Genomic DNA, 20,701 nt, shown 5'->3' on the forward strand with positions numbered 1-20,701 from the left:
ATCGCATCAGCGGCCATTTTGGTTCCCCAGCAGCGGCGCCAGCGGATGGACCGCTCGGGCATTGAGCTGGAAGCCGGTCAGGTCGGGCGCCGCCAGTGACCAGCGCAGCGGTTGCGCGATCGGGATGAACGGGGCGATCGCGGCCAGCCGCTGCTCGACCTCGCCGATCAGGTGCGCGCGGCGCGCAGGATCGGTCGCCGCGCGGGCAAGATCGAACGCCTTGTCGGCCTCCTCGCTGCAGGGACGGCCCTCGGCACAGAGGAAGTGGGCGAGATACCAGTCGGCCTGGTCGGCGGGGGCAACCTCGTCGATCAGCCGCAGGTCGGCGGCGTCGCGCGGGCCGACGCGGGTCGCATCGACGCCGATCGCCCACCATTGCCGGCGGATCGCGGCGAACAGGATCGCCGAGCCCGGGCCTTCGGGCATCGCGACGGCGATCCGTACCGGTCCGTCGCCGCCATGCTGGGCGCGCCAGATGCCGACGATCCGCCTGGCGGTCTGGACCCGGCTGTCGAACGCCTGCCGATCCGACCCGCGGACATTGGCGAAGGCCTGCGCCCAGAAAGGCCGGCTCGGCGCGGCGACGTCGGTCAGGCCGGGCGGCAGGATCGCCTGGGCCGGCCGCCACCCCGTCGCCCCCAGCGCGGCGCCGAGCGCGTCGCGATCGAGCGCCATCGACAGCGCCTGGCGGATCTCGGGCGCCATCGCCGGGGAGGAGGCGCGCCCTACCCGGAAGCCGAAGAGCCCGTTGGCGGGATCGACCTGCAGGTTGCGCGGCGGGACACCGGCGAGACGGGTGTAGATGAAGTCGTTATAGCCGCCGCCGGTGACGAGCTGGATGTCGCCCTGGGCGAAACGCGCGACCGCCAGCGCGGCGCGCTCCCCGCGCAGGTGGATGCGCCGCTTGGCGAAGGCCTTCAACCGTTCGTCGTCGATCGCGTCGGCGACCGGTTTGGGGCGCAGGACGGTATGGCGCCCGACCGATCCGTCCACCAGCAGCGGACCGGTGCCGCCGCCGGCCGGCAGCGCATAAGCGGGTCGGGCGAGCAGCGCCAGCAGCTCGGGCCGCGGCGCCGACAGGCGGATCTCGATGACCTCGGGAGTCACGGCCACGATCTCGCGTACCGCGTCGATGCGGATGCCGGGCGCCGCGTTGCGATAATGGCGGATCAGGCGGCGGAGCTGGACGGCGATCCGATCGGCATCGGCCAGCTCATGGTCGAGCCGGAAGGTATAGTAGAGCCCGTCGTCGGAGATCGCCCAGCGGATCGCCAGTCCGGGTTCGACCTGGGCCGCCGCGTCGAGCCGTACCAGCCCTTGTGCGACCGCGCCGAGCAGCGCCGCATCGGCCTGGCGCGGTAGCCGGGACGCCGGATCGCGCAGCCGCGTCTCGCGCCCGATCACGCTGACCGAGACTTGTCCGCCGCGGTCGTTGCCGCCACAGCCGGCGAGCAGCAGCGCGGTCGACAACGCGATCAGGAGGGGCCGGTTCATTTCAGGCTCAACGTCCAGCTCGGATGGGTGTTCGGTGCATTGTCGTGCCAGCCCACGACCCGCGGGGCAACCAGCGCGCGGCTGACATAATGATAAAGCGGGACCAGCGGCGCGTCGGCGACCAGGATCGCTTCGGCCGCGCGCATTGCCCGGGCGCGGGCGGCGGGATCGGCGATCGCCATCGCCCGGTCGAGCGCGCGATCGAAGGCGGGGCTGGCATAGCCTGAATAGTTGAGCATCCCGGCGTCCGAACGGTGGACGGCGAGATAATTCTCGGGTGCGGCGACGTCGCCGATCCAGCCCGACCGGGCAAAGGCGAAGTCGCGGCGGCGCAGGCTGGCGAAGTGGAGCGAGGATTCGCTGTTGAGCAGATGCGCCCTGACCCCCAGCGGCCGCCACATCGCCGCCATCGCCACCGCGACGCGGCGATGATCGGTGTCGCTGTTGAAGCGGATGTCGAAGCGGAGTGGATGACGCGGTCCATAACCTGCCTCCGCGAGCAGGCGCCGCGCTTCCGCGAACCGCCGTTCGGGGTTCCACGCCGCCCAGGCCGGGCGATAGGCGCCGGGCGCGCCCGCCACCGCCGGCGGGACCACGCCCCAGGCCGGCCGGGTGCCGAGCCCGATCAGCCGCTCGGCGATCCACCGGCGGTTGACCGCCAGCGACAGCGCGCGACGGACGCGGACGTCGTCGAACGGCGGGCGGGTGGTGTTGAACACGAAATAATAGCTGCCGTTGAACGGGGCGACATGCGCTGCCCCCGGCCGCCGCGCTTCGATCCAGGCGGCACGCGTCGGCGGGAAGTCGTTGGCGACATCGGCCTCGCCCGCGGCGAAGCTGCGCAGCGCGGTCAGCCGGTCGGTGACGGGGCGCCATTCGACGCCGGCGATCGGCGCCGCCCCGTCATGCCAATGGGGATTGGGATCGAGCCGAAGCCGCTCGTTGAGCCGCCATTCGGTCAGCCGATAGGGGCCCGACGTCACCAGCGGCCGCTCGCCCGTCCAGCCGTCGCCCACCCGCGCGATGCGGTGCATTGGCAGCGCCGCGAGCGACGGCAGCGCGAGCAACTGGGGTAGCGCCGGCATCGGCGCGCGGAGATGGACGATCACCGCCGGTCCTGCCGCCTCGATCCGGTCGATGTCGGCGAACAAGGCGGCGTTGGGGGAGGCGGTCGCAGGGGCGCGCAGCCGCGCGAACACCCGGACGAAGGTGCCGCCGTCGATGGGCGTCCCGTCCGAGAAGCGCAGGCCGGGCCGCAGCGGGAAACGCCAGGCGAGCCCGTTGGCGGAGACGGTCCAGCCGCTCGCCAGGCCCGGTTCGGCCTCGCCCATGCCGTTGATGCGGGTCAGCCCCTCGAACTGGTCCTGCCCGATCCTGATCGTGGCGAGGTCGGAGGATTTCTGCGGATCGAGTGTCTTCACCTCGTCATCGGCAAGCCGGACCAGCCGATCCGGCGGCAGCGGTGTGCGCGGCCCGTCATGGCAGGCGGCGAGCAGCAGGAGCAGGGGGAGGATCAGGCGGCGCATGGGCGACGGGATTTGGCCCGATGGGCGGGCAAGGCTCAACCCCAAATCACCCGTCATGCTGAACTTGTTTCAGCATCTACCCAGCCAGTCAGGCTGGTCACGACAATGAGGCGGGCGTTCGCAGCAGGAACCCGATCGCCGAATCCAGCCTCCCGGTGGATGCTGAAACAAGTTCAGCATGACGTCCCGGAAAGGATTTGCCACAGTCTCGCCATGCATAAGCTCATGATCATCGCTGCTGCGGCGGCGCTCGTCGTCGCCCCCGCCTTCGCCAATCCCGCCGACGACCGCTTCGACGCGCTGAGCGCGAAGGAATGGACCTGGCGGCAGCAGAGCTTCCAGAGCGAGGAATCGAACAAGGGTGGCATCCCGAAGCATCTGCCCGATGAGAGCCTCGCGACCCAACAGGCGCGGCTCGCCACCTGGACCGACACGCTGAAGCAGCTCGACGCAATCCGCCCTACCGACCTGTCGCCCGGCAAGCAGGAGGATTATGGGGTCTATCGCGCGCAGATCGAGACGCTGCTCGACGCGCAGCGCTTCCGCGATTTCGAGAAGCCGCTGAACTCGGACAGCAGCTTCTGGGCCGATCTCGGCTATTATGCGCGCCAGCCGATCCGCACCGAGGCGGATGCGCGGGCGATGCTGTCGATGATGGCCGACATCCCGCGCTATTTCAGCCAGAACATCGCCAATATGCGCGCCGGCCTGAAGCGCGGATTCACCCCGCCCAGGGTGATCATGAAGGACCGCGAGCAGTCGATCGCGCTGGTCGCCGAGGCGAAATCGCCGCGCGACACGCTGTGGTTCGAGCCGTTCGCGAACCTCCCCGCCACGATCCCGGCAGCGCGGCAGGAGGCGTTGCGCGGCGAGGCCGGGGCGCTGATCCGCGATCGGATCATTCCCGCCTATGCCGATCTGCTCGCCTTCATGCGCAAGGATTATCTGCCGCATCTGCGCGAGGGGCTGGCGGCCGAGGGCTGGCCCGACGGCAAGGCCTATTATCGCGCGCAGATACGTGCCTACACCACGCTCGACCTGCCGCCCGAGGAGATCCATCGCATCGGCCTCGCCGAGGTCGCGAAGATCCGCGCGCAGATGGACGCGATCATGAAGGAGGTGAAGTTCCAGGGCGACTTCCCGTCCTTCCTCCATTTCCTGCGCACCGATCCGCAATTCTATGTGAAGACTCCGCAGGCGCTGCTCGACCGCGCCGCCTGGACCGCCAAGCGCTTCGACGGCGTGGCCGCGCGCTGGTTCGGGCGGATGCCGCGCGGGCGCTTCGGGATCGTGCCGGTGCCGGCCGACATCGCCCCCTATTACACCGCCGGGCGCGGCGGGCAGGACCGCTACCTGCTCAACACCTACGACCTGCCGTCGCGCCCGCTGTTCCAGCTCACCGCGCTGACCCTCCACGAATCGGCGCCGGGGCATAGCTGGCAGACATCGATGGCCGCCGAGAATGAGGACCGGCCCGATTGGCGGCGCTACACCTATGTCTCGGCCTATGGCGAGGGCTGGGCGCTCTATTGCGAGAAGCTGGGTGTCGAGATGGGGATGTACGACACGCCCTATGAGCGTTTCGGCATGCTGAGCTACCAGATGTGGCGCGCGGCGCGGCTGGTGATCGACACCGGCATTCATTCGAAGGGCTGGACCCGCGAGCAGGGGATCGCCTTCCTCCGCGACAACAGCGCGCTCAGCGAGCATGAGATCACCACCGAAGTCGACCGCTATATCGGCTGGCCGGGACAGGCGCTCTCCTACTATCTCGGCCAGCTCCAGATCGAGAAGGAGCGCGCCCGCGCCAAGGCGGCGCTGGGCGACCGGTTCGACATCCGCGCCTTCCACGACATGGTGCTGTCGCTGGGATCGGTGCCGCTGCCGGTCCTCACCACCCGCACCGACCGCTTCATCGCCGAGGGCGGCAAGGGGCCCTGGCCGCTGTCCAACTGAGCGCGTGGGACGGCCCGGCCGAAAAATCCGCCGAAATCCGCGAAGGTCGGCTGCCGTTCAGAAGGATCGTGGTAGCGGAGCCCGGTTTTCTGAGCGGAGGAAAGATTGAAGCGCATCCTCTGGGCGACGGTGATCCTGTCGGCGGGCAGCCCGGCGGCGGCCGCGCCCCTTCCCGATCCGGTACGGGCGATGATCGAGACGGCGCTCGCCACGGACGAGCCACAGACCATCGCCGCGGTGATCGCCGTCGCGAAACGCGCCAACCCCGACAGCGTCGCCGAGATCGAGGCGATGACCGCCGACCATGAACGCGACCTGGCCGCCAAGGCCCGGGCGAAGGCCGACGCCGAGCGCGAGCGGCTCGCCTCGGCCGGCGTCTTCTCGCTGTGGACCGGGCAGGTCGAGCTCGGCGGAAGCTGGTCGACCGGCAATTCGCGGACGCTGGGCCTCTATGGCGGGGCGAAGCTGAAGCGGTCCGGCCTCGACTGGCAGCACGACCTGTCGCTGCGGGTCGACTATCAGGAGACCGACGGGCAGACCACGACCGAGCGCGCCGTCGCCGCCTGGCAGCCGCGCTACAAGATCAGCCCGAGCTATTACGCCTACGGCCTCACCCAATATGAGCATGACCGCTTCCTCGGCTATCAGCATCGTCTGACCGCCGGCGCCGGCCTGGGCGTGGTGGCGGTGAACAATTCCAGGCTGCGGCTCGAATTCGATGCCGGTCCCGCCGTCCGCTATACGAGCTTCTATGACGGTGCGCCCGACGAGCAGCGGCTGGCGGGGCGCGGTGGCCTCAACATGAAATGGACGCCCTGGCCGCGCCTCACCCTGGCGCAGGAACTGGCCGTCTATGTCGAGAAGGAGAATACGACGGCGGCCTCGACCACGTCGATCGAGACGCTGCTGTTCGGGCCGCTGAAGGGCCGGCTGTCCTATGCCGTCCAATATGAGCGCGACGCGCCGCCCGACCAGAAGCGGACCGACACCGTGTCGCGCGCGTCGCTGGTCTACAGCTTCTGATTCAGCCCTGGTGCCAGTCGCGCGGCAGGCGCCAGGCGGCGAGCAGCAGGAAGAACGTGGCGAGGACGTAGAAGCCGGTGCCCGACAGGATCGCGTAGCGCAGCGCTTCCTCGCCATATTGCGCCTTGAGATGATCGGAGATCCAGCCGATCGCCGGGGTGCCGATCCCGATGCCGATCAGGTTGTTGACGAACAGGAAGATCGCCGAGGCGGTCGAGCGCATCGACGCCGGCACCACCGCCTGCACCGCCGCGATGACCGGGCCCAGCCAGACGAGGCCGAGCGCGGTCGGCACCAGCAGCAGCGCGAGGCTGAGCAGTAGCGACTGGGCCGAGATGCCGAGCGCGTAGAAGGGGAGGGTGCCGACGAAGGCGAGCGCGGGCACGAGCGCATAATAGGCCTTCGACCGATTGGCGAGTCGGTCCGACAGCGCACCGCCCATCCAGATGCCGGCCAGCCCCGCGACCAGCAGGATCGCACCATAGCCGAGCGAGGCTTCGAGCAGGCTGATCCCGAAGCTGCGGACGAAGAAGCTCGGCAGCCAGAAGAACAGGCCATAGCCCATCATCGACGAACAGGCGGCGCCGACGCTGAGCAGCCAGAAGCTGGGCTTGGTCAGCAGCGTGGCGATGACGGTACCGAGGCCGACGGCGGTCGCGCCCGCCGCCGGGCGGTCGCCGCGCGGATCGCGGACGATGCGGCGGAACAGCGGGGCGAGCAGCAGCCCGGCGGCGCCGACGATGAAGAAGGCCGATCGCCAGTCGATCAGCGTCGCGATCACCCCGCCGAATACGATGCCGGTGGCACTGCCGATCGGGATGCCGAACGAATAGAGCGCCAGCGCGCGGGCGCGCCGTTCGGGCGGGAACAGGTCGGCGATCAGCGTATAGGCCGGGGCGACGCCGCCCGCCTCGCCGACGCCGACGCCCAGCCGCGCGGCGAAGAGCTGCCAGAAATTCTGGGCGAAGCCGCACAGTGCGGTCATCAGGCTCCAGATCGCGAGCGCCGCGGTCATGATCCGCGACCGGTCCCGCCGGTCGGCGAGCATCGCGATCGGGATACCGAGCCCGGTGTAGAACAGCGCGAAGGCGAGCCCGCCCATCAGGCCGAGCTGCGCGTCGCTGAGCGATAGGTCGGCCTTGATCGGCACCGCGAGGATGCCGATGATCTGCCGGTCGATGAAGTTGAGCGTATAGGCGAGCAACAGCATCGCCATCATCAGGGTGGGCGAGGCGGCCCTGGCCACCCCGCCCCCCGATGTCGCCGCGGTCCCGTTCAGAAACGTACCTCGCCGGTGACGGTGAAGGTGCGCGGCGGACCGTAGAAGCCGATCACCGAATTGCCGGTCAGCGCGCCCGGGAAGTTGTAGCCGCCGACGCGATATTTGCGGTCGAACAGGTTGCGGCCATGGCCCGAGATCGAGAAGCGCTTGTCGGGCGAGGTCCAGACGATCGACAGGTCGACCAGCTCATAGGCCTTCTGGTCCAGCACCGGGTTCGGCACCTCGAACAGCGAATAGCCGCTGCGGAAGGAGAGCGCCGGGGTGATCGTCACCCGGCCCAGCCCGTCGAAGTCGTGGCCCAGCGTCGCCGAGACGTTGGCGGTGTATTTCGGCGTGTTCTGGAACACCCGCTCGTCGGCGAAGTCGCGGACCTTGAGCGTGAGCGGATCGAGGGTCAGGAACTCCTTGAACTTGGCATTGGTATAGCCGACCGACGCCTGCACCTGGAAGTCGCGGTCGGGCACGGCGCGCAGCTCCAGCTCCCAGCCGTAGATGCGCGACTTGCCGACGTTGTCGACCGAGGAGACGACCGTGGCGCCCGACAGGAACTGGGTCGTGACCTGCTGGTCCTTATAGTCGGAGTAGAAGCCCGCGACGTTGACGAACAGGGTGCGGTCGAGGAAGGCGCCCTTCATGCCGGCCTCATAGGCGGTGACGGTCTCGGGCTTGTAGCCGTTGACGGTGCCCGGCGTGAAGATCGCGTCGCCGCGCGGATCGAAGCCGCCCGACTTGTAACCGCGCGACCAGGACGCATAGAGGTTGACGTCCTCGACCGGCTTGTAGCTGAGCGACAGGCGCGGCGTGAACTTCTTGTCGGTGCGGCTATTGGTATAGTCGGTGCGGATGCGGAACGGCACCGCCGTCGGCCGGCCGAACAGCGGCGAGCGCAGGCCCAGATAGTCCGCGCGGAACACGGTGCCTTCGCGCTTGTCGCTGGTGTAGCGGCCGCCGACCGAGACCGAGAACTGGTCGCTGAGCTTGACCGAGACGTCGGCGAAGGCGGCATAGGACTTGGTGTCGACGTCGCCCGAGGTCAGCGTCGTCAGGTTGGCGTTGCCGATCACCGTGTCGAACGCGCCCGAGGCCGATCCGTTGAGATAATAGAGGCCGAACACGCCCTGCACCCGGTCGCTCTGCAGCAGCGCCTGGAATTCCTGGGTGAACTGGTGGTCCTTGTAGAAGGACGGGATGTCGAGCACCGGGCCCGGCGTGCCGTCGAAATCGATCACCGTGTCGGTATGGCCCTTTCGATAGGCGGTGATCGACTTGAGGGTCAGCAGGTCCGACGCCGCATATTCGATCGTGCCCGACACGCCCTTGGTCACGACCTTGTTGTCGTCGCCGACGCCGGCGCGGGTGTCGTAGACGTCGCCGATCGGGTTGAAATCGGGCAGCCCGCCATTGGGCAGCAGGCGATAGCCGTGGCGCGGGTTCGAATTGTCGCGGGTTTCGTCGGCCGCGAGGCGGACCGAGAGCTGGTCGGTCGGCGTCCATTCGGCCGAGACGCGGCCGGCGAGCACGTCCTTGTTGTAATGCTCGGCGCCGGTGAACAGGTTCCTGCCGAAGCCGTCGCGCTTGTAATAGGCGACCGCGCCGCCGATCGAGAAGGTGTCGGTGAGCGGCACCGTGACCGACGCGACGACCTCGCGCTGGTTGTAGCTGCCATAGGAGGCGCGGATCTTCGCCTCGAAATCATGGCTGAGGCGGCGAGTGACATACTTGATCGCGCCGCCGATCGTGTTGCGGCCGTAGAGCGTGCCCTGCGGGCCGCGCAGCACCTCGACCCGGTCGATGTCGAAGATGTCGAGCACCGCGCCCTGCGGGCGGGCGATGTAGACGTCGTCGACATAGAGGCCGACGCCGGGCTCGAAGCCCCACACCGGGTCCTGCTGGCCGATGCCGCGGATGAAGGCGATCAGCGTGCTGTTCGATCCGCGTGCGACCTGCAGGGTCATGTTCGGGGTCTTGTCCTGCAGCGTGGTGATGTCGATCGCGCCGGTGCGCGACAGCGCGTCGCCGCTGATCGCCGACACCGAGATCGGCACGTCGATCAGGCTTTCCTCGCGGCGCCGGGCGGTGACGACGATCTCGCCCATGTCGCCGGCATCGGATACGTCGGCGGCGGGGGTGTCCGCGGCTTGGGCGAAGCCGGCCTGCGGCAGCGCGACGGTGGTGAGGGCGGTTGCGGCGGCGAGGAGCCGCAGGGCCTTGGTCCTCTGGATCATGATGGTCTCCCTGTTCATTTGCTGTCGTTCAGAAAAGTGCGGACGTCGGCGATGCTGGCGGCGGTGGCCTCCTCCTGCGGGGCGTGGCCGACATCGTCGTAGATGATGAGCTTCGATCCCTTGATCGCGGCGGCGAGCTGGCCGGCCTGGGCGACCGGGATCACCTTGTCGGCGCGGCCCCAGAGGATCAGCGTCGGCGCCGTGATCCGGCCGAGCGGACCCTGCGGATCGGGCAGGGTGAACTGCTCGAGATGGGCGACCAGCGCCGAGCCGTTGCGGGCGATCATGGTCCGCATCAGCGCCAGCCGCTCGGGCGTCAGCCGCTCGGGATGGGCGAAGATCGTCCCGGCCGAGAAGGCGACCGCCGCCGGCTTGGGATCGAGCAGATAGCCGCGCATCACGTCGGGGACGGGCACCGGCTTCTCGGTGACGCCGTTGATCGAATAGGCGGCGCTGTCGACCAGGATCAGGCGATCGACCCGGCGCGGATGGGCGACCGCGAAGTTCCAGGCGACGAGCCCGCCGAAGCTGTTGCCGGCGATCGTCGCACGGGTGACGCCGAGCCGGTCGAGCAGCTTGCCGAGCTGCCGCACCCGCGCCGCCGTGCCGTAATGGCCACGCGGATCGGGGCCGCTCAGCCCGTGGCCGGCGAGGTCGAAGCGGATAACGCGATGGTCGCGGGCGAGGTCGGCGGCCCAGCCGTCCCAGCTCTCCAGGCTGAAGGTGAAGCCGTGGATCAGGACGATCGGCGGCGCGCGGCGCGGGCCTTCCTCGCGCACCCGGAAGCGGATGCCTTCGACCGTCACGAAATGGTCCGCCGCCGCGGGGGATCGGGACGCGGCGGCGGGGGCCTCGGCCGATGCCATCGCGGGGAAGGCGGGCATCGTCGCGGCAAGCAGCAGGGTCGATATCAGGCGATGGCGAACCATCAGGCGTTCCGCTCCCAATCGTGCCGCGCTGCGGCGGCTTCTGTCAGTCTCAAGGATAGGGAGGCCGCTTTCGCTGTCGATGACGGTTCGGATCAGATTCGATGGGACAAATTCGCTCAGTCGGCGCTGCGGCGATAATCCCCGGGCGCGACGCCGTTCCACTGGCGGAAGGCGCGCGCGAAGCTGCGTCCGTCCGAGAAACCGAGCGTTTCGGCGATGTCGGCGATACTGCCGCCGTCCTCCAGCGCCGCCCGCGCGATGCTGTTCAGGTAGCGTGCGCGCAGATCGCGGAAGGCGAGCCCAGCCTCGGCCAGGCGGCGGCGGAGCGAGGCGACGCTCATCCCCAGCGCCGATGCGACCTCGGCCTGGTCGAGCCGCCCGCGCGCGAGCTCGCGCTCCACCCGGCCGACGATGTCGGGTGTGTCCGCCGCGATCGGCCCGATCCGGTCGAGCATGTCGGCGACGCCGCCATAGATGGTGCGCGCCGACAGCACCGGGCTCTGCGCCGGGGTGACGCCGACGCCCTCGAGCGCCGCATCATAGTCGAGCCCGAACAGCCCGGCCGAGGCCTTCACCGGCACGCCGAGGAAGGCGAGGTGGCTGCGGCCGGCGGCGGGACCGCGGGTACGGACCGAACGGAGCGGGATCGGCCCGGCGTCGGGCGCGAGCGACAGCAGCAGGACATGGACGTAGACGAGCAGGCATTCGAGCGAGAGGATGACGAAGGCGTCGTCCGGGTCGAACGCATAGGGAAAGTCGGCGTCGTCGATCGCGTAGCTGATCAGCGGTCCGCGCCGCTGGACCTGGTTGTAGCGATGGCCATGGATGATGTTGTAGCTGTTGGCCAGCACCTCCATCACCTCCGCCATCGTCGCGCAGCCGCGCAGCCGGGCCTGGACCAGCTCCGACGTGCCGACCATCAGCGGGCGCAGCGAGACATGACAGCTCTCGTCGCCGCCGAGCAGCGCCATCTGCTCGCAGATGCGGAAATAGTCCGACAGCCGCAGCGCACCATGCCCCGGTACCGCGAACAGGTCGGTCGGCAGGCCGGCGCGACGCAGGACGTGCGCCGGGGCGAGGCCGGCAGCCTCCATGACGCCGAGCAGCGGGCGGACCGCGTCGACGGTCAGCGACGGCACCGGTTCGTTCGGTGGCGGCGGAGAGATGGCGGGGAGACTCACGCCGGGGAGTCTGTCGCCGCCACGTCAGGCAATCAAGGTCGCGTATCTACGGGGGAGGGTCCCTATGGTCAGGCGACCATCGCCGACTGGAGCGCCTGGACCAGCGTGTTGGGCGAGAAGGGCTTGCGCAGCACGATCGCGCGGTCGCCGAGCACCGCGTCGATCGCGTCGGACTGGGCGAAGCCGGTGGCGAAGACGATCTTGAGATCGGGCCATCGTTCGAGAGCGGCGCGCGCCACTTCTGCCCCGTTCATGCCGGGCATGGCGAAGTCGAGCAGTATCGCCGATGGCATTTCCCGTTCGATCATCGCCAGGGCGCGTTCGCCATTCTCCGCCGTCCGCACAGTGCAGCCGAGTTCGACGAGCATCTCGGCGACCACCTGGCGTACGATCGGCTCGTCGTCGACGACGAGGATGTTCAGGCCCGCGATCGTCGCGGCGTCGGCGGGGGCCGCCTTGCGCGGCGCGGCCTCTTCCTCATCCGCCTCCTCGGCGGCGCGCAGGAAGATCGTCACCGTGCTGCCCCGGCCCGGCTGCGAATCGATCGTGACGGTGCCGCCGCTCTGGCGTGCCATGCCGAACACCATGCTCAGCCCCAGTCCCGATCCGCGGCCGACCGGCTTGGTGGTGAAGAAGGGCTCGAACACGCGCGAGAGCACCTCAGGCGTCATGCCGGTTCCGGTGTCCGCGACGGTGATCCCGACATAGTCGCCGTCGAGCACGTCGTCGCGGCCCTCCAGCCGCTGCCGGCCGAGCGCGATCGTCAACCGTCCGCCGTCGGGCATCGCGTCGCGCGCATTGATCGCGAGGTTGAGCAGCGCGAGTTCGAGCTGGACCGGATCGGCCATCACCGCCTCGGGAACCTCGTCGACATCGAAGTCGAGCGTGATCGCCGGTTCGATCGTCCGCGACAGCAATTCGCGCAATCCGGCGAGGATGTCGGCGATCCGGGTCGGCCGTAGCTCGATCCGCTGGATGCGCGAGAAGGACAGGAGCTGGCTGGTGAGGCGGCGGCCCCGCTCGATCGCCGAGATCGCCGCGCCGCAGAGATGCTGGATGCGCTCGTCGCCGCCGGCCCGGTTGTTGATCAGGTCGAGGCTGCCCGACACGACCTGCAGCAGGTTGTTGAAGTCGTGGGCGATGCCGCCGGTCAGCTGGCCCATCGCCTCCATCTTGCGGGCTTGGACGAGCGCGGCTTCGGTCTTCTCGCGTTCGGCGATCTGGGCGCGCAGCGCCTTGTTGGCCTCGCGCAGGCGGGCGGGCGAGGGCAGCGCGATCGCCTTGGGCAACAGCGGCCACAGCACGATCGCGGTCACCACCGAAGCGGCGGCAGTAATCAGCTTGATCACCGCCTCCAGCGCATAGGCGCCGTTCCACAGGTTCCACAGCCCCACCAGATGGGTCAGGCCGCAGGCGGTGATGAACAGCGCGAATAGCCAGAAAACCCCGCCGAACGCGACGTCGCGCCGCTTGCGGACGAAGGTGATGAGCACCATCGGGATCGACAGATAGGCGAGCGCGATCAAGGCGTCGGCGATCGCCATCGTCCAGACCAGCCAGGGATCCCACAGCAGGCAATAGCCATGCGGGGCATAGCTGCCGCTGATGAATTCCCGGACGGTTTCGAACATCGGCGGCGGCCCCCCTTCGTCGAGTGCTGTCCGCTAGTAGACGATGCGCGGATCGGCCGGAAGCGGGAACGGGTTCGTTCTGAATTCAGGTGGATTTCAACGCTGACATATGCCGTCAGAAATACCGGCTATGAGCCGATCCGTCATGATTCGATCAGGGGAAATGTCGGTGCGTTCGAAGGGGCTGTCCGAAACCGGACTGGTTGCGATTCTGCTTGCCCTGTGCCTGGGGGCGCCGGTTGCCGCGCAGAGCCGGACGGGCGACGAGCAGCTTCAGGACGAAGCCGATTACGAGGATCCCAATTCGATCCTGGTGACCGGGCAGAGTCAGCGGCAGCGCGGCGCCGCGGTCGGCGACATCCCGCCGATCCAGCAATATAACAGCGGCGACATCCGCGCCCTCGGCGTCAACTCGGTCGCCGAGCTGCTCGAGGAACTGGCGCCGCAGACGCGCAGCGGCCAGGGCCGCGGCGGCGAGCAGCCGGTCACCCTGCTCAACGGCCGCCGCATCTCGGGCTTCCGCGAGATCCGCGACATTCCCGCCGAGGCGATCGAACGCGTCGACATCCTGCCCGAGGAGGTCGCGCTCAAATATGGCTACAGCGCCGACCAGCGGGTCGTGAACATCGTCCTGCGCCGCCGCTTCCACGCGATCACCGGCGAGCTCGAAGGCGGCATGGCGACGCGCGGCGGCGGCGAGAGCGGCGAGGCGGAGCTCAACTTCCTGCGCATCCGGCGCGACCAGCGGATCAACCTCAACATCGAATATCAGGGCGCCGCCGCCATCACCGAGGCCGAGCGCAACCTGATCTCACGCGGCGGCGGGCGGGCGTTCGACACCGCCGGCAACATCGCGGGCATCCCGATCGGCGCCGAGATCGACCCGGCGCTGAGCGCGCTGGCGGGCGCCCCGGTGACAATCGCCGGCGTCCCCGCATCGGCCGCGAGCGGCACACCCACACTCGCCGATTTCCTCGACACGGCGAACCGCGCCAACAGCTCCGATGTCGGCCGTTACCGGACGATCCAGCCGAGGAGCCGGACGCTCGACGTCAACGGCGTCTATGCGCGCAACATCCTGGGCAACGTCGCGGCGACGCTCAATGCGACCCTCAACGCCACCGACAGCGATTCGCTGCGCGGCCTGCCGGGGGCCAGCCTGCGCCTCCCCGCCGGCAATCCCTATTCGCCCTTCGGGGAGGATACAACGTTGCTGCGCTATCTGGGCACCAGCCCGCTGACGCAGGGGACCGACGGCGTGACCGGCCATCTCGGCTTCACCCTCGACAAGGACCTGGCGAAGTGGCGGCTGTCGCTGACCGGCAATTACGACCATTCAGTCACGAAGACGCGGACGGTGCGCGGCTATGACGTCGGCGATCTCCAGGCAGCGCTCGACGCCGGGGACCTGTCGGTCAATCCGTTCGGGACGATCCCGCCGACGCTGCTCGACCAGCGGCTGGTCGATCGCGCACGGGCCAGGTCCGACAGCGGCGACGTCCAGCTCGTCGCCAACGGGCCGGTCGCCGAGCTGCCCGCCGGTCCGGTCAGCGCCAGCTTCAAGGCGGGGTTCGGCGCGCTCGGCCTCGACGCGACCTCGACCCGGTCGGGTGTCGCGACGTCGAGCGACCTGTCGCGCACCGACCTCAATGGCCGGGCCAGCCTCGACCTGCCCCTCACCAGCCGCAAGAACGATATCCTCGCCGCGATCGGCGACCTGTCACTCAACGTCAACGCGGCGGTCGACCGCTATTCGGACTTCGGCACGCTGGGCAGCTACGGCTATGGCGCCAATTGGAAGCCGCGCAACGGCATCGGCCTGATCGTCTCGATGACCCAGGATCGCAACCCGCCCTCGGTCCAGCAACTCGGCAATCCCGTGGTGCTGACGCCCGACGTCCGCACCTTCGACTATGTGCGCGGTGTCACCGTCGACATCCCCCAGCTCGGCGGCGGCAATCCGGACCTCGCCGCGGATCGGCGCCGGGTGTTGAAGATCGGCCTCACCCTGAAGCCCTTCAAGGAGGACATCACCCTCACCGCCAACTATGTGAACAGCCGCATCCGCAACGCGATCGCGACCTTCCCCGAGGCGACGGCCGCGATCGAGGCGGCCTTCCCCGACCGCTTCACCCGCGATGCCGACGGCAACCTGCTGCGGATCGACGCTCGACCGATAAACTTCGCGCGGCAGGACCGCAGCGAGCTTCGCTGGGGCTTCACCTTCACCAAGCGGCTCAAGACCTCCGAGCGGGTGATCGAGGCGATGCGCAACAGCGCCTTCGCCCGGCGCATGGCGGAGCAGCGTGCCGCCGCGATCGCGGCGCGCGAGGCGGCCGGGCAGGGTGGGGCACCGCAGGGACCGGGCGACGGCGCCCGCGAAGGCGCGCGCGGTCCGGGAGGGCCGGGCGGCCCCGGCGGACCGGGGGGCTTCCGCGGTGGGCCCGGCGGCCGTGGTCAGGGCGGGCGGCTCCAGCTTTCCGTCTTTCATACCTGGCATCTCAAGGACGAGGTGCTGATCCGCCGCGGCCTGCCGGTGCTCGACCTGCTCAACGGCGACGTGATCGGATCGGGCGGCGGCACCTCGCGCCATGAACTGGAGGCGCAGCTCACCTATGCGAACAACGGCCTCGGCGCGCGGATCACCGGTACCTGGCAGAGCGGGACGACCGTTGACGGCAGCGCCGGATCGCCGACCGGTGACCTGCGCTTCTCACCGGTCGCGAAGGCCAATGCGCGGCTGTTCGTCAACCTCGCGCAGATTCCGGCACTGGTCGACAGCGGCTGGGCGCGTGGCGCGCGCATCTCGCTGAGGATCGACAATATCTTCGATACACGGCCGCGTGTGCGCGACGCGACCGGGGCGACGCCGCTGCGCTACCAGGCCGGCTATCTCGATCCGCTCGGCCGGGTGATCAGGATCGAATTCCGTAAGCTGATCTTCTGAGCGGGGCGTTCGAATAATTAACCATTCAGCGGCATGGCTCGTGCACGAATTCTGCCGTCATGAGGTTGGACCGTGCACGAGCCTTCGCCTATCGCCCCGCGTGCCTTCGTCGACGAGGGCGATGCCGTTGTCGCCGCGCTGGACCTGATCGGGCGGGACGGGATCGAAGCGATCGGCGCGGCGTTCGCGGCGCTCGGCCGGGCGGGTCTCGACCCCGCCGGCGCGGAGGGGCAGCCCGTCCTGATCGAGGCGGTCTTCCATCTGCTCGAACGGCTCGAACGGGACCCGGCCACGCCGCTGGTTCCATCGATCGTCCTTCGGCTCGATCCGATGGTGGCCGCAGCGGCGGCCGAGCTGCTGCTGATCGCCAATTTCCCCCAAGGATCGGGCGATCTCGCCGATCTGGGCGATGGCACCGTGCTGCTGCTCGCGGCGCTGAGGGCGGCGGCCGGCGCGCGCGGAGTGGGGCGCGAGCTGTTGCGCGAGGCGCAGGCCGCTCGCCCGGCGGCGCGGTTCCAGGCGGCGGCGATCCGGCTCCGCTTCCTCCTGCAGGACGACGTCGACACGGTCGTCCAGCTGTTGTTCGAACATGTCCTCGACGGTCTCGACCATCCCGAGATCTGGTCGGCTCTGCCCGTGCTGATCGAGCGTTTCCCGGCGTTGACCGATCGGATCGTGGCGCTGACCGGGGACGAACTGGGCTTCTACACCGAACTGTGGGGCGTGCTCCACGCGCTCTGTGTCGCGGCGGGCGGCGACATCGGTGGCGGTCTCGCGTTGCTCGAGCCGCTCGCGACGGCGCACAGCCAGTCGACGATGGTCCAGGGCGCGATGTTCCATCTCCAGGGGCTGCTCGATCCGGACAATCCGGCCTATGACCTGAGCACCCGCTTCTGCGAGACGCCGTTCGACGTACTCGACGTCCTCGACGGCAAGAGCCATCTCTGTTGCGCGAGCTGGTTGCCCGAATCGGTCGGCGACCTCGCCGATCAGCCGTGGCAGAAGGTGTGGAACTCCGACAGCGCGCAGAGCATCCGCGCCAGCATCCTCGACGGCAGCTTCCGCTTCTGCAACAAGACGGCCTGCCCGAAGATCGTCGACGACCGCCTGCCGACCAAGGCGCGGCTCGCGTCCGAATCCGATCGCTGGCGCGACGTCATCGCCAATTTCCGCACTCGCCTCCCCGAAGGGCCGAAGCGGGTCAACCTGGCCTATGACCAGACCTGCAACCTGTCCTGCCCGAGCTGCCGCACCGGCAAGGTCGCGGCGGATTCGGCGACGCGCGCCCGGTTCGACCGGCTGCAGGAGGAGCAGATCCTCCCGCTGCTGCGGCAGGTGAAGCTGGTCCTGGTCACCGGCTCGGGCGATCCTTTCGCCAGCAAGAATTTCCGTGCCTTGCTCGAACGGCTGGGGCCGGACGACTATCCCGAGCTGCGCTTCCAGGTGATGACCAACGGCATGCTGCTCACCCCGCGCGAGTGGGAACGCTTCCCCGCGCTGCACGGCCGGACCACCTATCTGCGGATCAGCCTCGACGCCGCGACCGGGCCGACCCATGAGCTGCTGCGGCGCGGCGCGCGCTGGCCGGTGATGGAGCGCAACCTCGCCTTCGCCGGCGAGCTGCGGGCGCAGGGGCTGGTCGAACGTCTCGAACTCTCGTTCACGGTCCAGGTCGACAATTATCTGGAGATGGGCGACGCCGTCGACCTGGCGCACCGCTACGGCGCCGACAGCGTCGCCTTCACCCGCATGACCAACTGGGGCACGTTCAGCGCCGACGATTATGCGGCGAAGGCGGTGTTCATGCCGTCGCATCCGCAGCACGCCGACTTCGTGGAGCGGATGCAGGACCCGCGGCTGCGCGATCCAGTCGCGGCGCTCAACGACATGAGCCCGTTCGTCCGGATCGCCTAGCCTTGCTGTCCTAGCGCGCGGGCAGCACCACCGCGCGGCATTCGCCGAAGCCGATCGGTACATACCCCTCGGCGCGGGCGGTCGCGGAAAGCAGGATCTCGTCGCCATCCTGGAGGAAGCTGCGCTCCTCGCCGGTCGGCAGCGTCACCGGCCGGGTACCGCCGCGCGAGATCTCCATCAGGCTGCCGAAGCCGTCGTCGGTCGGGGCCGAGATGGTCCCGGTGCCCAGCAGATCGCCCGGCTGGAGGTTGCAGCCGTTCGAGGCGTGATGAGCGACGATCTGCGCCACCGTCCAGTACATGTTGGACGCCGGGCCCTTGCTCAGCCGGTGCGGCGGTAATCCCTGTTCCCGCATCTTCGCGGTCAACAGCTGGACCTCCAGCTCGACGCCCAGCGCGCCCGCGGCCTGGTCGTCCTCGTCCCAGAGATAGGGAAGGGGCTTCGGATCGCCCTCGGGCCGCGCCGGCTGGGCGATGCGGAACGGCGCGAGCGCTTCCGCCGTCACCACCCAGGGGGAAATGGTCGACTGGAAATTCTTGGCGAGGAACGGCCCGAGCGGCTGATATTCCCAGGCCTGGAAGTCGCGCGCCGACCAGTCGTTGAGCAGGCAGAAGCCAGCGATGTGATCGGCCGCCTCTGCGATCGGGATCGGCTCGCCCAGGTCGTTGCCGCGGCCGATCCAGACGCCCAGTTCCAGCTCATAGTCGAGCCGCGCCGACGGGCCGACCACGGGCGCATCGGCCTCCGGCGGCTTGCGCTGGCCCTTGGGGCGGACCAGCGGCACGCCTGAGGGACGGATCGACGAGGCGCGGCCATGATAGCCGATCGGCACATATTTATAATTGGGGAGCAGCGGATTGTCGGGCCGGAACTGACGGCCGATATTGTTGGCGTGATGGATGCCGACATAGAAGTCGGTATAGTCGCCGATCGCGGCCGGCAGGTGCATCGTCACCGCCGATCGATCGTGCAGATGCGGCTCCAGTGCGGGGCGGTGGTTTTCGTTCGATAGCAGCTCCGACAGCTTGCGGCGCAGCGCCAGCCGCCGTTCGGCGGGCAGCGCGAGCAGCGCGTTCAGCGTTGGCCCGCGCAGCTCGACCGGAAGCAGCCCGGAGATCGCCGACAGGTCGAGCAGCTTGTCGCCGATCGCGACCGCCGGCCGCTTCTCGCCGTCCGCGCCGAGCGAGAAGATGCCGTAGGGCAGGTTCTGGATGGGGAAGTCGGGATGGCCGTCGGCCCCCGGCACCCAGCTTTTGAGGGCCGGGTCATGCGTTGCGTCGATCGTGATCATCTGGGGAGCTTTGCCTTGGTGAAGCCCGACCAGCAATCGTCATAATCGAGCTGGGCGAGGGGGCTTTCGAGCGCGAAGCGGGTCGGGCGGAGCACCGACCGGCTTTCGAACATGAACGCCATGGTGGCGTCGATCTTGTGCGGCTTCAGCTCGGCGGCGATCGCCGTCTCGTAGCTTGACCGATCGGGGCCGTGGCCCGACATGCGGTTGTGGAGCGATCCGCCGCCGGGCGTGAAGCCGCCCGCCTTGGCGTCGTAGGCACCGGTGATCAGGCCCATATATTCGCTCATCACGTTGCGGTGGAACCAGGGGGGCCGGAACGTGTCCTCGGCGACCATCCAGCGCGGCGGGAAGATCACGAAGTCGCAATTGGCGGTACCCGCGACTTCCGACGGCGAGGTCAGCACCGTGAAGATCGACGGATCGGGATGGTCGTAGCTCACCGTGCCGATCGTGTTGAAGCGGCGCAGGTCGTAGCGATAGGGCGCGAGGTTGCCGTGCCAGGCGACGACGTCGAGCGGTGAGTGGTCGATCGTCGTCGACCATAGTGCGCCTTCGAATTTCTGCACCAGCTCGGTGGGTTCGTCGATATCCTCGAACCAGGCGCCCGGCGTCTCGAAATCGCGCGGATTGGCGAGGCCGTTCGATCCGATTGGGCCGAGGTCGGGCAGGCGGAAGGGCGCGCCGTAATTCTCGCAGACATAGCCGCGCGCCGCGTCGCCGGTCAGCTCGACCCGGAAGCGGACGCCGCGCGGGATCACGGCGATGTGGAGCGGCTCGACCTCGACCAGACCCAGCTCGGTGGCGATACGGAGGCCCCCCTGCTCGGGGACGATCAGAAGCTCGCCGTCGGCGTTGAAGAAGACGCGGCGCTCCATCGAGCGGTTGGCTGCGTAGAGATGGACACCCACCCCGCCATTGCCGGCGATGCTGACCAGCCCATCGATGAAGTCGGTCGGCTCGGTCGGCAGTGGCAGCGGGTCCCAGCGCAGCCGGTTGGGATCGGCCGGCGCCTCGTCGAACGGACGATGGCGCAGGCCGGTCGGCCGCGTATAGGCCTTGAACGGTGGATGGTTGGCGGCCGGACGCATCCGGTACAGCCAGCTCCGCTTGTTCTCGGCGCGGGGCGCGGTGAAGGCGCTGCCCGAGAGCTGCTCGGCATAGAGGCCGAAGGGCACGCGCTGTGGCGAGTTGCGCCCCACCGGCAGCGCACCGGGAACCGCCTCGGTGGCGACATGGTTGCCGAAGCCGGGAATGTAGGAACCGGTCATCATGTCCTCCGGCCTTGCGACGGTGGAGCCG

Annotated in this window: 13 protein-coding genes; 4 read left to right on the top strand and 9 right to left on the bottom strand. The window is 69.0% G+C overall.

Annotation, left to right across the window (positions count from 1 at the left end; all coding sequences use genetic code 11):
• Positions 1–6: 6 nt before the first annotated feature.
• Together B5X82_RS05290 and B5X82_RS05295 are read right to left on the bottom strand one after the other, a co-directional pair.
• Positions 7–1,494 (bottom strand): ABC transporter substrate-binding protein, encoded by a 1,488-nt coding sequence (locus B5X82_RS05290; protein WP_079647066.1) that lies wholly within the window; start codon positions 1,492–1,494, stop codon positions 7–9.
• Positions 1,491–3,077: a peptide ABC transporter substrate-binding protein gene (locus tag B5X82_RS05295; RefSeq protein ID WP_079647067.1), complete on the bottom strand. Its 1,587-nt coding sequence runs from the start codon at positions 3,075–3,077 to the stop codon at positions 1,491–1,493. The genes B5X82_RS05290 and B5X82_RS05295 overlap by 4 nt, the downstream gene beginning before the upstream one ends.
• 168 nt (positions 3,078–3,245) lie before the next feature.
• Between B5X82_RS05295 and B5X82_RS05300 the strand changes: the two genes are divergently transcribed.
• Both B5X82_RS05300 and B5X82_RS05305 read left to right on the top strand, forming a co-directional pair.
• Complete coding sequence (locus B5X82_RS05300; protein ID WP_235862600.1) at positions 3,246–4,976, top strand: DUF885 domain-containing protein; 1,731 nt, start codon at positions 3,246–3,248, stop codon at positions 4,974–4,976.
• A gap of 105 nt (positions 4,977–5,081) precedes the next feature.
• Positions 5,082–5,999: a DUF481 domain-containing protein gene (locus B5X82_RS05305; protein WP_079647069.1), complete on the top strand. Its 918-nt coding sequence runs from the start codon at positions 5,082–5,084 to the stop codon at positions 5,997–5,999.
• A 1-nt stretch (position 6,000) separates the two neighbouring features.
• Here the strand turns inward: B5X82_RS05305 and B5X82_RS05310 are convergent, their stop codons facing one another.
• The 5 genes from B5X82_RS05310 to B5X82_RS05330 form a co-directional block, all read right to left on the bottom strand.
• Entirely contained in the window at positions 6,001–7,218 is a 1,218-nt protein-coding gene (locus B5X82_RS05310) for a spinster family MFS transporter (protein ID WP_079647335.1), read from the bottom strand.
• Between the two features lie 56 nt (positions 7,219–7,274).
• On the bottom strand, positions 7,275–9,506 hold the full coding sequence (locus B5X82_RS05315; RefSeq protein ID WP_079647070.1) for a TonB-dependent receptor: 2,232 nt from the start codon (positions 9,504–9,506) through the stop codon (positions 7,275–7,277).
• A gap of 14 nt (positions 9,507–9,520) precedes the next feature.
• Entirely contained in the window at positions 9,521–10,435 is a 915-nt protein-coding gene (locus tag B5X82_RS05320) for an alpha/beta fold hydrolase (RefSeq protein ID WP_079647071.1), read from the bottom strand.
• A 116-nt stretch (positions 10,436–10,551) separates the two neighbouring features.
• Complete coding sequence (locus tag B5X82_RS05325) at positions 10,552–11,616, bottom strand: helix-turn-helix transcriptional regulator (protein ID WP_223811021.1); 1,065 nt, start codon at positions 11,614–11,616, stop codon at positions 10,552–10,554.
• A gap of 68 nt (positions 11,617–11,684) precedes the next feature.
• Positions 11,685–13,247 (bottom strand): ATP-binding protein, encoded by a 1,563-nt coding sequence (locus tag B5X82_RS05330; protein WP_079647072.1) that lies wholly within the window; start codon positions 13,245–13,247, stop codon positions 11,685–11,687.
• A gap of 163 nt (positions 13,248–13,410) precedes the next feature.
• Between B5X82_RS05330 and B5X82_RS05335 the strand changes: the two genes are divergently transcribed.
• On the top strand, positions 13,411–16,194 hold the full coding sequence (locus B5X82_RS05335) for a porin family protein (RefSeq protein WP_079647073.1): 2,784 nt from the start codon (positions 13,411–13,413) through the stop codon (positions 16,192–16,194).
• 72 nt (positions 16,195–16,266) lie between these two features.
• Positions 16,267–18,108 carry a radical SAM protein gene (locus tag B5X82_RS05340; RefSeq protein WP_079647074.1) on the top strand — a complete coding sequence of 614 codons (1,842 nt, stop codon included), beginning with the start codon at positions 16,267–16,269 and terminating at the stop codon, positions 18,106–18,108.
• 10 nt (positions 18,109–18,118) lie between these two features.
• Here the strand turns inward: B5X82_RS05340 and fahA are convergent, their stop codons facing one another.
• Both fahA and hmgA read right to left on the bottom strand, forming a co-directional pair.
• Positions 18,119–19,399: a fumarylacetoacetase gene (fahA, locus tag B5X82_RS05345; protein ID WP_079647075.1), complete on the bottom strand. Its 1,281-nt coding sequence runs from the start codon at positions 19,397–19,399 to the stop codon at positions 18,119–18,121.
• Positions 19,396–20,673 (bottom strand): homogentisate 1,2-dioxygenase, encoded by a 1,278-nt coding sequence (hmgA, locus tag B5X82_RS05350; protein ID WP_176152484.1) that lies wholly within the window; start codon positions 20,671–20,673, stop codon positions 19,396–19,398. The genes fahA and hmgA overlap by 4 nt, the downstream gene beginning before the upstream one ends.
• Positions 20,674–20,701 lie beyond the last annotated feature (28 nt).

Source organism: Rhizorhabdus histidinilytica, assembly GCF_900167915.1.
Lineage (GTDB): Bacteria > Pseudomonadota > Alphaproteobacteria > Sphingomonadales > Sphingomonadaceae > Rhizorhabdus > Rhizorhabdus histidinilytica.

Bases quoted from the DNA above. Each gene is read 5' to 3' on its own strand.
- B5X82_RS05290 (WP_079647066.1), bottom strand. From the start codon at position 1,494: ATGAACCGGCCCCTCCTGATCGCGTTGTCGACCGCGCTGCTGCTCGCC.
- B5X82_RS05315 (WP_079647070.1), bottom strand. From the start codon at position 9,506: ATGATCCAGAGGACCAAGGCCCTGCGGCTCCTCGCCGCCGCAACCGCC.
- B5X82_RS05320 (WP_079647071.1), bottom strand. From the start codon at position 10,435: ATGGTTCGCCATCGCCTGATATCGACCCTGCTGCTTGCCGCGACGATG.
- B5X82_RS05310 (WP_079647335.1), bottom strand. From the start codon at position 7,218: ATGATGGCGATGCTGTTGCTCGCCTATACGCTCAACTTCATCGACCGG.
- B5X82_RS05335 (WP_079647073.1), top strand. From the start codon at position 13,411: ATGTCGGTGCGTTCGAAGGGGCTGTCCGAAACCGGACTGGTTGCGATT.
- hmgA (WP_176152484.1), bottom strand. From the start codon at position 20,673: ATGATGACCGGTTCCTACATTCCCGGCTTCGGCAACCATGTCGCCACC.
- B5X82_RS05330 (WP_079647072.1), bottom strand. From the start codon at position 13,247: ATGTTCGAAACCGTCCGGGAATTCATCAGCGGCAGCTATGCCCCGCAT.
- fahA (WP_079647075.1), bottom strand. From the start codon at position 19,399: ATGATCACGATCGACGCAACGCATGACCCGGCCCTCAAAAGCTGGGTG.
- B5X82_RS05295 (WP_079647067.1), bottom strand. From the start codon at position 3,077: ATGACGGGTGATTTGGGGTTGAGCCTTGCCCGCCCATCGGGCCAAATC.
- B5X82_RS05300 (WP_235862600.1), top strand. From the start codon at position 3,246: ATGATCATCGCTGCTGCGGCGGCGCTCGTCGTCGCCCCCGCCTTCGCC.